Below are 12,972 nucleotides of genomic sequence, written 5' to 3' on the forward strand. Positions count from 1 at the left end.
ATATTCTATATGTCGGCTAAAACTCCTTCTTGATTAAGTCTTTTTTCGAACTTTTCTTTTAAATCTGCTCCAAAGCTTTACCTTTTTAAGTCTGCCGATTGCCACTCCTTTTGCCTTACGAGCTGCTTTTCCAAAAAGCCCGAATAATAGTCTGCCCAATTTCCCAAAACAGCCTCCTATAAACCTTAACGGTACCGATAAAATTTTAAATATTAATCTGAAAGGATAAGTTACTACCTTCCAAATGAAAAGTAATACTTTCTTTATAAAGTTAATAATCATCATTGAAGAGGCAATTACAAGCCTGCTAAAAACAGACAAATATAATGTAACTCCAAGTATATTTCCCAGAAATATAAAACCTCTCATCTGTCCGTCGTTACTGTTATATACGGTTAAAAAGACTATTATTGCAGACAGCAGCCAGTAGATTATGTCCTCTATACTTAGTATTACAACATTTGTCTTAATCGCTCTTCTTTTTATTCTTAAAACATCATATAAAAAAGCTATAATTACACCGGCCAAAACGGCATAAAAAAATATGTATACCTGTTCAACAATTAAACTCATTAGCTACCACAAGCCTTTATATATTATTTAAACATTTTACCGAAAAAGGACTTAGACTTGCCGGTTTCTCCATCACTGTATTCAAGTGAGAAAATATCTCCATCTACAACAAGCTCATTGGAATCAAGGTTCAGTTTGTTAATATGCAGTTCTGTCCCCCGGATAATAAGAACACCTAAATCAGTTACAGCTATAATGCTTTCTTCATTAAAGCTTTCTACGTCAACTACACCGGTCACGCATAACTTCTCCCTGTTATCAAGGGTTATGGTCTGCTTCATAGGTGTTACAGTCTTTTTCTCTTCCATAAATCCAGCCTCCCTATTGTATCTTGCATGAATCCCATTAATTATATATGCCTGTACAACATGAAAAAGAACATTAAAAAAGGATTTAATCCCCCCTGTGACAGTTGATTAAACCCTTTATATTTAACACTTATTTTAACATGTACATTTCCTTTGCATCATCTTTTGCAACATGTTCGGTTATACGTGTTATTTCTATTTTAGTTATGTTGTTTCCAAATTGAATTTCAACTATATCCCCAACTTTTACTTCTGAGCCCGGCTTGGCTGCTCTGTCATTTATCTTAACACGCCCCTGCTCACAAACCTCATTGGCTACTGTACGCCTTTTTATAAGTCTGCTCACCTTCAAGTATTTGTCTATTCTCATTTTGACCCTCCACATTTCTGATATGTATACATATTCGTAAAAGGAAATACAAGTTCAACGGAGGGAAGCGACTTTGCTCCCCTTGCTGAAACTTGCCGATACTATTTGTTAATCATTTCCTTTAAGTCTTTGCCAGCCTTAAATACAGGAGCTTTGCTCTCCGGAATATTTATTTCTTCCATTGTCTGCGGGTTTCTGCCTTTCCTGGCTGCTCTTTGTTTTACTTCGAATGATCCAAAGCCAATAAGCTGAACCTTGTCCCCACTGGTTAACGCTTCTTCAACGCTTTCCAGCATTGCATTTAAAGCTTTATCTGAGTCTTTTTTTGAAAGGCCTGACTTCTCTGCCATTTTGTCTACCAATTCCGATTTATTCATTAGTAATTCCTCCCATTTGGTTACTACACTATGATTTTATCCATTTTCCTCACATTTATTCATTTTGGCTTCATTCCACAATTCATCCATCTCAGATAGAGTCATATCATTTAAATTTTTACCAAGTTCTGCTGCCTTCTTCTCTATATACTCAAATCTTTTAATAAACTTATTTGTAGATTGGGTTAGTGATAATTCAGGATGCACCTTGCAAAAGCGAGATAAATTAACTACTGAAAAAAATACATCTCCCATTTCTTCTTCAATGCCTGTTTTACTCGAATTCAATACTTCCTGCTCCAGTTCGTCTATTTCTTCTCGTATTTTTGCAAAGACATCTGAGGTATTATCCCAGTCAAATCCCACTTGTGCAGCCTTTTGCTGGACCTTATAGCTTCTCATAAGTGCAGGCAAATTTTTAGGAACATCCTGAAGTACTGAGGCTTGATTTATCAGTCCCTTTTCCTTTTTCTTTATTTCCTCCCAGTTTTCAAGAACCTGATCAGAGGTATCTGCCTTTACATTTCCAAATACATGAGGGTGTCGGTGAATGAGCTTGTCACAAATCCCGTTGATTACGTCCTCCATGGTAAAATCTCCGTTCTCTGCTGCTATAACCCCATGAAAGACTACTTGTAAAAGTACGTCTCCAAGTTCCTCAACCATCTTCTTTTTATCGTTTAAATCTACTGCTTCAAGGTACTCATATGTTTCCTCTATAAAATACCTCTTTAAACTATCATAAGTCTGCTCACGGTCCCACGGACAACCGGTTTCGCTCCGCAGAATCTTCATAATATCTATTAATCTATCCAGTTTACCTTCATTCATATTAATTCTCCAATTGCCTGTATGTGGCCTTTGCGTATTTCCCTTTTCTTGTTATTATACTACATTTTCAGCATTATAACCATGACCGGCGTAAATAGAGAACTAATATATTATTATTAAATTACCTCTTCTTCCAACTCTTCTATTTCTGTTTCGTCAAACTCTTTTTGCTTAGCGTCGGCAAAAAACACCCTGTCTGCAACAACTTCCGTAACATAGTGCCTGTTTTTTTCTTCATCCTCCCATACTCTGGTATGTATACTTCCCTGAAGGGCTATACGATGACCTTTTGAAAAGTATTTGCTTGCAAACTCTGCGGTTTTCCCCCATGTAACCACCGGAATAAAATCTGCAGTTTTATCATTTGTTACCTTTCTGGGGTCCCTGTCTACGGCCAGAGTAAATGCTCCCACCGCTCTCATTTTTTTGGTTGTGTACCTGAGATCAACATCTTTTGTTAACCTACCTACAAGACTGACATTATTCATAAAAAAATCCTCCTTTGCTCCCGTTATACAGGAACTAATTTTTATTACAGCAACCGTTTCCCACGCTGCTATAGATATGCAATGCCTGACTTGTGAAGATAAGGTTGACATGTTCAAAGCTGTTAATGAAATATTAACGAAAAAAACTAAGAATTGGTGTTTTTAATTTGAATTAAAAAATTAAGAAACTTTTGAAAAAAAGAAAAGTTTTAGAAAATATTGCTTACAAAAGAAATTATATATTTTACATTACTTCCTGTCAACTGTTAATTATAATAGGGAGGATATGATAATCCCCCCTAAATAAAACCAACCGATTATATTTAAGCCTAAAAATAACCTATTGACCTATACACTATTGTTCCATTTGTTTTCCTAAAAATCCTGCTGCTGATTGTGCCAGTTTTGCTTCAACTTCTCCCATTCTTACATTTGCATCCACAGAAAGCATTATTACAGCTCCTATAGGATCACCTTCAGAAATGATTGGGGAAACAACCTGAGAGAAGTATTTTCTTTCACCATTTTCTTCTGCCAAAATTGAAATTGATTTTTCTTCAGGAGATTTTATAAGTAGTGTTGTTTTCTCCTCTATGGTTTTTTCAACATCAGAGCTAAGTTGCTTTTCAAGAAATTCTTTTTTCGATGCACCTGATACTGCAATTACTGTGTCTCTGTCAGTAATACATGTAATGTGCCCGCTAGTCTTGTGCAGTGACTCTGCATACTGTGTTGCAAAATCACTGAGTTCTCCAATTGGAGAATACTTCTTTAATATAACCTCCCCTTCCTTATCCGTAAATATTTCCAGAGGATCACCCTCTCTTATTCTCAAGGTTCTTCTTATTTCTTTTGGTATTACAACTCTTCCTAAATCGTCTATACGTCTAACTATCCCAGTTGCTTTCAAAGTATATTACCTCCTTAATAGGTTATTTTAGTCTTATTATTGTTTTGTTGATGATTTTTTATACATAATTGGTTGTACACACAGTCCCTCACTTTTGTTAAATTAAAAGTAACGAGTATCTATATGATTATTTATATAGGGTTTTATCAATTTTTGCTAAAGCATTTTCATCTTTTTTAAGTGGGAATTCTTTTTTCCAGCTGTCTAATTTCTTTGTTATGAATTCGTCGTTAAATCTTGTATTCAGGATTGTTGACTTTATTTCGTCTTTAACATCATCAAACTTTGTTTCTTCTCTCTTTTCAAATTTCATAACATGATATCCGTAAGAAGTTTCAACAACACCGGTATCTCCTGCCTTGTGGTTTGCAAATGCCCAATCTTCAAACTGTGGCACCATTTTACCCTTGCTAAAGGTATAAACACCTTTGTTATTAACCTTTCCGTCCTGACCCTTGTCGTCGGAGTTCTTTTCAGCAAGTGCCTGCATGTCAGCACCTTGTTGTATTTGTTTCAGAAGGTTGTCTGCCTTTTCCTTTGCTTCCTTCTTCTTACCCTCAGTGAAGGCTGCACCTGTTTGTAAATCCTGTGTAGCAACGAGTATATGTGTTACAGTTACTTTATCATAGTCAGCTTTATGTGCATCATATTGCTTCTTAATTTCGTCGTCTGTTATTTTAACTTTATTTCTTTCACTTTCCATGTATTTCTGTGACAAAACAAGCTCTTTGTAGACTTCTTTATAATCTGCCAGAGATACACCATAATCATTTTTCAACTGTTTTTCGGCTTCTGCTCTGCTTCCGCCTGCATTTTGGATTCTTTGATCAATAGCTTTTTCTATGTTATCCAAGTCTGCTTTTTCAAGCTTGACACCGGCTTCTTTCGCCTTAATCAACTGAATCTTGATTTCCTGTATACTATCGAGTGTAGCTTTCTTAATCTGTTCTTTTGCAGTACTTCCTTGATATTTCTGGTTCCAGTCAAACTTTGTAGAATCTTTACTTTGTGCATTCTGAAGGAATGAATTCATATTAAACTTTGACAACACCAAATATTCCTGTTTTGTAATACCTAAATCTCCTACTTTTCCAACATCTCCTGACGACATACTTAAAACAACGACTACAGCTATTACTGCAACTACCAGTATAGCGGCAATAATTCCTATAATCAGCCCTTTTGATGTCTTTTTCACTTTAGCGTTTTCGTTTTCCAAAGGTAATCTCTCCCCATTTTTTTATTCAAAACCTAATTTGTAACCTGAATTTTACAAATTACTCTGATTATAATTATATTCAATTATCCATTAGACTGCAATTTAATAATGTATTGTAACAAAATCTTAATATTTGCCAAATTTTCTCTGCTGGAGGAATTTATTAATTTGAATGACAAATAAGGGTTGCTGCTGGCATTGAGCATAATCCTTCTAGGGTATTTATCCATCAGCACTCCCAGATATTGAGATACAGCTGACGCAGATTTGCGCAGTGCAAACAGTATTATATCCTCCTTCTGTGTAATGCCGATAAAACCGCACTCCACAGCAAGTGCCTTGATATACGCAATATCCATCAGGTTTTCAACTTCTTCAGGTATATCCCCGTATCTGTCTATCAACTCATCCCTTAAATCAATTACATCATTTTCATTTTGTATTGCGGCAATTTTCTTATACATATCAATTTTTTGCTCTTCTGAGCTTATATATTCATCATCGATATATGCATTAACATTCAAGTCAACTGCCATTTCCTCGTCCGTAGTGCGGACTTCCTTGCCGCTGAGCTCCTGAACCGCTTCATCCAAGAGCTTGCAGTACATTTCGTAACCAACTGTTTCCAGATGTCCGTGCTGCTCCGGCCCAAGTAAGTTTCCCGCTCCTCTTATTTCAAGATCTCTCATGGCTATTCTGAAGCCTGAACCAAACTCAGTAAATTCTTTTATAGCCTGAAGCCTCTTTTCTGCTACCTCTGACAAAACCTTGTCCTTTTTATATGTGATATAGGCATATGCAAGCCTGTTGGATCTCCCAACTCTTCCTCTTATCTGATAAAGCTGGGACAACCCCATTCTGTCTGCATCCTCTACAACAATAGTATTAACATTGGGCATATCAAGACCCGACTCTATAATGGTAGTACATACAAGGACGTCATACTCCCCGTTTATAAAACCGTACATTACATCTTCAAGTTCTTTTTCATTCATTTGTCCGTGGGCGACCGCAACTCTTGCTTCGGGAATCATTGTCCTGATTTCCTGTGCCTTTAAGTCAATACCCCTTACTCGGTTATACATATAGAAAACCTGACCGTTTCTTGCCATTTCACGGATTATGCCATCTCGTATAAGCTCCATATTGTACTCCATAACGTAGGTCTGAACAGGGTATCTTTCTTCCGGCGGATCTTCTAAAACACTGATATCCCTTATTCCCACTAAGGACATGTGAAGTGTTCTCGGAATAGGTGTTGCTGTCAATGTGAGTACGTCAACATTTGGCTTTAATGTTTTAAGCTTTTCTTTGTGGGTTACTCCAAAACGTTGCTCCTCGTCAACTACCAATAGCCCAAGATCTTTAAATTCAATATCCTTTTGCAGAAGCCTGTGGGTACCGATGAGTATATCCGTATTTCCGGCTTTTACGGATTTTACTATTTTTTTCTGCTCTGCAGGAGTCCTGAATCTGCTCATGACATCCACAGTTACCGGGAAGTCGCTCATCCTTTTCTTAAAGTTCTCATACAACTGTTGGGCCAGGATAGTGGTTGGAGCAAGATATGCTACCTGCTTTCCGTCCATAACAGACTTAAATACAGCCCTTATAGCGACTTCTGTTTTGCCGTAGCCCACATCTCCGCAAAGGAGTCTGTCCATGAGTCTTTCTGACTCCATATCCTTTTTTATTTCATCAATACATTTAAGCTGGTCATCGGTTTCCTGATATGGGAATAGCTCTTCAAACTGTCTTTGCCATACGGTATCTTCACAAAAAGCATGACCCTTTGCAGACTGCCTTTGAGCATAAAGCTTTATGAGTTCTGCCGCAAGCTGTTGCAGAGATTCCTTTACACGGTTCTTGGTTTTAGCCCACTCAGTTCCTCCAAGCTTATTGACCTTTGGGGTTTTGCCTTCAGAGCCAATGTATTTTTGGAGCAAATCCAGCTGGTTGGTGGGAATGTAAAGGAAGTCTCCTTCCTGATACCGAATTTTCAGATAATCCCTCTTAATTTCACCAACACTGAGCTTTTCAATACCGATGTATTGGCCTATACCGTGAGCCTGATGTACGACAAAATCTCCAACATTCAGGTCCGAAAAGGCCTTTATTTTGTTGCCGGCTCTCTTTGCCTTTGCTTTTTTTATTCGCTTATCCTGTCCGAATACCTCGATATCACTTATTACAACAAAAGCCGCCGTAGGGTATTCAAACCCTTTCTGCAAGCTGCCGTGAGTTACAACAACCTCCCCGTTCTGCAACTTATACTCGGTATTATCTTTGTAACTGGAAGAAATCTCATTTGTTGCAAGGGTTTCAACTAACCTGTGTCCTCTGCCGCTGGGGCCTGAAAGAACTATTATTTTATATTCTTTTTTCCTTAGCTGTTCAATGTCGTCAACAAGCAAATCTATATGGCTTTGGTAAGAATTCCCTGATTTACATGGTATTGATATCTGATTATACGGTCTGATAAGGGAGTTGTTAGATGAAATGGCGGACAATGTTACAGTCCTCAAATTCAAAATCCGGTCTACTATGAAGTCTGCAGAAAAAGCCCATTCTGCTCCTTTAGGCAAAATACCGCCTTTTTCCAGAAGACTTTTTGCCAGCTCTTCATGCTCAAGCTGGACATTCTCAATTCTTTGAGTTATCCTCAGGGTTTCATCCAGTACAACTATTGATTCCCTCTCAATGTAATCAATTACGGAAGCAGGAGTTTCCAGAATGTACGGGAGGTATCTGTCAATGCCCGGAAAATAGTGGTGTTCAACCAGGTTATCTATGTCTTCCTCAACACGCTTTGATATATTTTTAACACCTTCACTGTTGTCCTTTTGCTTGAGCTTTTTAACATAGTCTGCCAAATCTTTTTTTATCTTTGAAACAATTGCTTCCTTTGATATATCCTTGTATACTACATCTCTTGCAGGGGCAATTCTGCACTCTTCAATTGAGTTTGTGGACCTCTGCGTTGTTTCATCAAAATACCTTATAGAATCAACTTCGGTATCAAACAGTTCAATACGCACCGGGTGTTCACTGTTTACCGCAAAAATATCAATAATCCCCCCACGGACAGCAAACTGGGCTTTGCCCTCAACAGCTTCAACTCTTTCATAGCCATATAAAACAAGCTTTGAAACCAGTTCATCAAGATCAATTTGCAGACCTACAGAAAAATCAACAACTCCTCCTCTGAAGAGTTCAACAGGTGAAATCATCTGTATTAATGCTTCGGCTGACATTACAATCAACTTGTAGTTACCCTCTAAGCACCTCAGTAATGTTCTAGTTCTTTGATATATAATATCGTTGCTTCTGGCTTCTATATTATATAGCATGGTCTCTTTAGGAGGATAGTACAGGACGTCATCACCCAGAAAAAAGGAAAAATCCTCATAAGCTCGCCGGGCCTGCATTTCATTGTAGGTTACATACAGTCCTCTTCTCTGTAAATGAGTACATAGGGAATATATCATATGCACTTTTTGTGAATCTGAAGGGCCGATAACCGAGACAGGCCCTTTCCCTTCACGCACATTGGTTAAAAGGGTATTATATTCATCTATCTTCAAGAGAGGATCTGTAAAAAAATTCATTTCTGCAACCTCCGGCTGTAATTATTTATTAAAATTGTTCATGGCCTTTTCCGGCCCGCTTTTCGCTGTCATTATTGCCGCCTGCGCAGCCTTTTCAACACTTTGGTCAATTACCTGCCTATCCTCTTTTGAGAATTTGCTAAGAACATAGTCAGCCAAATCCCATTTTTCCGGTGCCCTGCCGATACCGATTCTCACTCTGGGAAATCTATCATCCTGTAATTGGTATATTATGGATTTCATGCCGTTATGTGTACCGGAACTGCCTTTGGGTCTTACTCTGATTTTCCCCGGTTCAAGGTCAATATCATCATATATTACTACCAATCTTTCGACAGGCAGCTTGTACCAGTCAACTATTTCCCTTACACTTTCTCCGCTGAGATTCATAAAAGTCTGAGGCTTTACAAGAATGGTTCTGACTCCCTCTATCTCACCTTCTCCGTATACCGCCTTAAAACCGATTCTGGAGAGTTTTATGTTATACTTAGCTGAAATATAGTCTATAGTATCAAAGCCAACGTTATGCCTTGTATTTTCAAATTTTGTACCGGGGTTGCCAAGCCCCACAAGAAGATATACATCTCCCATCTGTGCCGCCTCCTGTCATTTGTATATAATATATTCATGCCTAAAAGGGCGGTTCCTAAAAAAGAACCGCCCCCGGAAAATCAACTTCTAAGTATACAGGTTATATCTGGGTAAACAATGTACTGATCGATATATCTCCATATATTCTCTCAATAGCCTCTGCAAATACTCCTGCTACAGACAAGGACTTAATCTTGTCAATTTTCTTTTCTTCGCTTAGTGTTATAGTATTTAATGTAACCAACTCTTTTATTGCTGATTCACTAATCCTCTTAATCGCCGGGCCTGAAAGTACTCCGTGGGTACAGCTTGCGTATACTTCTTTTGCGCCAGCCTCTATCAGAGCGTTAGCACCGTTGACAATAGTACCTCCGGTATCAATCATATCATCAACAAGGATTACTTTTTTATTTCTTATGTCACCTATTATATTCATTACTTCTGAAACATTTGCCTTAGGACGTCTCTTATCGATTATAGCCAGCGGGCAATCCAGTCTTTCAGCAACCTTTCTGGATCTTGTAACACTGCCTACGTCAGGGGAAACAACTACAACGTCCTCCATTGTGTCAAATTTTTCTTTGAAATATTCAGCAATAATAGGAAGACCCAAAAGATGGTCCACAGGTATATCGAAAAATCCCTGTATCTGTGGAGCGTGCAAATCCATCGTTAGTATTCTGTCTGCTCCGGCTATAGTTAAAAGATTTGCAACAAGTTTGGCGGAAATAGGATCTCTTGCCCTTGCCTTTCTATCCTGTCTGGCGTACCCAAAGTACGGCATAACTGCTGTAATTCTACCTGCTGAAGCTCTTTTTACCGCATCAATCATAACCAAAAGCTCCATAAGGTTATCATTTATCGGCTGGCAAGTGGATTGAATGATAAACACATCTGAACCTCTTACTACTTCACCGATATTAACAGCTGTTTCACCGTCACTAAACCTTCCAACATTCGCAATACCTACGGGTATTCCAATCTTTTCAGCTATCTCATCGGCTAAAGGCTTATTGGAATTACCTGTAAATATTTTAATATCCTTTCCGTGCAGATTCATTTCAATTCTCCTTTTTATTACATTTATAATATTGTGTGTTTATTTCCGCTTTAAATCCTTCTTTGTAACCCAATCCTGCTTTACCGTCTGCCTTTGTCGTGCTATTGCGAGAGAATTTTCAGGTACTTCCTCCGTTATGGTGGAACCTGCGGCAACATATGCATCATTTTTTACAACAACAGGTGATACAAGATTTACATTACATCCTATAAATGAATTATCTCCAACAATTGTCTTGTTTTTGTTCTTTCCGTCATAATTTACAAAAACAACGCCACAACCAATATTAACATTTGAACCAACCTCGGCATCACCTACATATGTCAGATGCGAGATTTTAGTCCTATCCCCGATAACTGATTTTTTAATTTCAACAAAATCTCCGATTTTAACGTTCTTACCCACATTACTTCCCGGTCTCAGATATGCAAACGGTCCCACATGAGTAGCATCCCCTATGGAGCTGTCATATGCAACTGAATTTGCTACTTCAACATTATTTCCAATCCTACAATTGACAATTCTTGAGTTAGGGCCAATTATGGAGCCCTCCCCCACAACCGTATTTCCCTCTATTATGGTATTGGGCATAATTACAGTATCCTCACCGATAACTGCACCTGCATCTATAAAAGTAGATGAAGCATCCATTACCGTGACGCCCGACAACATAACCTTTTTCAATATAACGGATTTAATTTCCCCCATAGCAGTTGAAAGTGCTACTCTGTCATCTACTACAATAAATTGGGTTTTGTCTTCCGAAGATATCTTGTTTTTGTTTTGAAAAGATTGGAAAATCTGAGCAATGTTAAACTTTGAAAATGATTGAATACCTAATTCATTTAAATGGTCTTGAAAGCTTTTGCTTTTAAACACATAGACCGAAGCTTTCCCATTACATGAAATAATAGCTGTCGTGTCGTTCCCCTCTGATGTATGCTTTTCCAGTAAATGCCTGAAAGTCTCGGCCAGTATCAGCGGCTGGTCTCCCCAGTTGATTATAAAATTCTCCGAATTGCCGATTAAATCCCTGACTCTATCAATATCATCACAATGTATTGATTGAACTTCACCTGTTACTTCGGCTAATGCAGACCCAGCCCACTGCAATACACTTTGACCCAGTATGCTATGGCTTTCAACAGGTTTTTTGGATTTAAACGTGCTGCTATTACTGTCTGTAATGACTAATCCTACAATTTTATTCATTATTAAGCCCCCACTGTATTTTACAGGATATATTCTCTCATTTTTAAAGAATAATTTCAACCCGTTAATATAACTAAAATTTAGCCGGATTTTGTTTACATTTTATTCCATTGTTATAGTAGTACCTATTTAGGATAAAAATAAAAAAAGATACCCTATTAAAGTATCTTTTTTATTCTTGGAATCACTGCTTTTTATGAGTTCGTATAGCTCTCAAGAATAGCAGTTTGAAGTTTTTCTCTGGCCTCAGCATTTATAGGATGTGCTATATCTCTAAATTCACCGTCCGGTGTTTTCCTGCTGGGCATTGCAATAAACAGGCCGCTCTGACTTTCGATTACTTTGATGTCATGTACAACAAACTCATTGTTGAATGTTACAGAAACTACTGCTTTCATTTTTCCTTCAGTTTCAATTTTTCTGATTCTGATATCCGTGATTTCCATAGTGGCGAACCCTCCAAGAAGTATTATGTTTTAGATACAATATTCGCCATAAATGCTAATAATCCTTCTTTTTGTACATTATTTTTACATTTTTTTGGTTTATTTTACATTGGATATTATTTCCCGACTAAATATTAGGTTTTATGTCGATAGAATTGTTCTCCTGCATCTCCGATGTATTAAGTTTCATCAAAGAATAATAATTTTCTACAAGTTTTTTATCCGGCAGACTTGTTTCTATCATAACTCCAATTCCAACTACTTCACTGTCAAATTGGTTAGCCAACTCTATAATACCCTTTGAAGTCCCTCCGGCTTTCATAAAATCATCTATAAAGAGTATCTTTGAATTTCTTTTTAATGATTTCATTGGAAGTACCATTGTCTGTATTTTCTTTGCCGACCCCGATGCATAGTTAATATTTACAGATGCTCCGTCAGTAGCTTCATTATAATGTCGTACTATTACCAGAGGAACATTAAGGTATTGTGCAGTTGCAAAAGCTATAGGTATACCCTTTGTTTCCACTGTAATAACGCAATCCAGCTCCAAACCTGAAAATCTGGTAGCAAACATCATTGCCATCTTGTTAACCCATTGTGGGTTATAAATGATATCCAGCATATATAAAAACCCGCCCGAGAGTATTCTGTCCGGGTGAGATAATTCATTTGCAAGTTCTTCCAAAGTTTCGTATACAGTCTTTTCACTCATAAAAGGAACATATTTAACTCCGCCTGAGGCTCCCGAAATAGTACATATATTTCCCATGGAGTTCTTACTAAAGGTTTTTTGCAGTAATTCAAGATCCTCACTTATTGTAGATTTTGCAGAGCCGAACATTTCCGAAAAATATCCAAGTGTAAATATCTTATTCGGATTGTCGCACAAAGTTTTGATTATAACAGAAATCCTTTCATTTCTTTGGATTTTATCCATAAAATCTCCCCACATCTTTAGTTTACATCATAGTTATTA

At 37.6% G+C, this 12,972-nt stretch carries 14 protein-coding genes; all 14 read right to left on the bottom strand.

Annotated features, from left to right (window positions below; genetic code table 11):
- Window positions 1–33: 33 nt before the first annotated feature.
- Window positions 34–573 carry a spore cortex biosynthesis protein YabQ gene (gene yabQ, locus P0092_RS20405; protein WP_004618568.1) on the bottom strand — a complete coding sequence of 180 codons (540 nt, stop codon included), beginning with the start codon at window positions 571–573 and terminating at the stop codon, window positions 34–36.
- A 23-nt stretch (window positions 574–596) separates the two neighbouring features.
- A complete protein-coding gene (gene yabP / locus P0092_RS20410) occupies window positions 597–881 on the bottom strand; it encodes a sporulation protein YabP (protein WP_004618567.1) in 285 nt (94 codons plus the stop codon).
- A gap of 130 nt (window positions 882–1,011) precedes the next feature.
- Window positions 1,012–1,251, bottom strand: a complete 240-nt coding sequence (locus P0092_RS20415; protein ID WP_004618566.1) for an RNA-binding S4 domain-containing protein — start codon at window positions 1,249–1,251, stop codon at window positions 1,012–1,014.
- 101 nt (window positions 1,252–1,352) lie between these two features.
- On the bottom strand, window positions 1,353–1,628 hold the full coding sequence (locus tag P0092_RS20420) for an HU family DNA-binding protein (protein ID WP_004618565.1): 276 nt from the start codon (window positions 1,626–1,628) through the stop codon (window positions 1,353–1,355).
- A gap of 36 nt (window positions 1,629–1,664) precedes the next feature.
- On the bottom strand, window positions 1,665–2,459 hold the full coding sequence (gene mazG / locus P0092_RS20425) for a nucleoside triphosphate pyrophosphohydrolase (protein ID WP_004618564.1): 795 nt from the start codon (window positions 2,457–2,459) through the stop codon (window positions 1,665–1,667).
- A 116-nt stretch (window positions 2,460–2,575) separates the two neighbouring features.
- On the bottom strand, window positions 2,576–2,947 hold the full coding sequence (locus P0092_RS20430) for a single-stranded DNA-binding protein (protein ID WP_004618563.1): 372 nt from the start codon (window positions 2,945–2,947) through the stop codon (window positions 2,576–2,578).
- A 355-nt stretch (window positions 2,948–3,302) separates the two neighbouring features.
- Window positions 3,303–3,857 carry a stage V sporulation protein T gene (spoVT, locus tag P0092_RS20435; RefSeq protein ID WP_004618562.1) on the bottom strand — a complete coding sequence of 185 codons (555 nt, stop codon included), beginning with the start codon at window positions 3,855–3,857 and terminating at the stop codon, window positions 3,303–3,305.
- Window positions 3,858–3,984: 127 nt separating this feature from the next.
- Complete coding sequence (locus P0092_RS20440) at window positions 3,985–5,076, bottom strand: peptidylprolyl isomerase (RefSeq protein WP_004618561.1); 1,092 nt, start codon at window positions 5,074–5,076, stop codon at window positions 3,985–3,987.
- An 83-nt stretch (window positions 5,077–5,159) separates the two neighbouring features.
- Window positions 5,160–8,684, bottom strand: coding sequence for a transcription-repair coupling factor (mfd, locus tag P0092_RS20445; protein ID WP_004618560.1), 3,525 nt, complete (start codon window positions 8,682–8,684; stop codon window positions 5,160–5,162).
- Window positions 8,685–8,705: 21 nt separating this feature from the next.
- Complete coding sequence (gene pth, locus P0092_RS20450) at window positions 8,706–9,275, bottom strand: aminoacyl-tRNA hydrolase (protein WP_004618559.1); 570 nt, start codon at window positions 9,273–9,275, stop codon at window positions 8,706–8,708.
- A 100-nt stretch (window positions 9,276–9,375) separates the two neighbouring features.
- Window positions 9,376–10,335, bottom strand: coding sequence for a ribose-phosphate diphosphokinase (locus tag P0092_RS20455; protein ID WP_004618558.1), 960 nt, complete (start codon window positions 10,333–10,335; stop codon window positions 9,376–9,378).
- A gap of 39 nt (window positions 10,336–10,374) precedes the next feature.
- Complete coding sequence (locus P0092_RS20460) at window positions 10,375–11,547, bottom strand: UDP-N-acetylglucosamine pyrophosphorylase (RefSeq protein ID WP_004618557.1); 1,173 nt, start codon at window positions 11,545–11,547, stop codon at window positions 10,375–10,377.
- A 194-nt stretch (window positions 11,548–11,741) separates the two neighbouring features.
- Window positions 11,742–11,993: a septation regulator SpoVG gene (gene spoVG / locus P0092_RS20465; RefSeq protein ID WP_004618556.1), complete on the bottom strand. Its 252-nt coding sequence runs from the start codon at window positions 11,991–11,993 to the stop codon at window positions 11,742–11,744.
- A 127-nt stretch (window positions 11,994–12,120) separates the two neighbouring features.
- Window positions 12,121–12,933 (bottom strand): pur operon repressor, encoded by an 813-nt coding sequence (purR, locus tag P0092_RS20470; protein ID WP_004618555.1) that lies wholly within the window; start codon window positions 12,931–12,933, stop codon window positions 12,121–12,123.
- Window positions 12,934–12,972 lie beyond the last annotated feature (39 nt).

This window comes from Ruminiclostridium papyrosolvens DSM 2782 (genome assembly GCF_029318685.1).
GTDB lineage: Bacteria > Bacillota > Clostridia > Acetivibrionales > DSM-1351 > Ruminiclostridium > Ruminiclostridium papyrosolvens.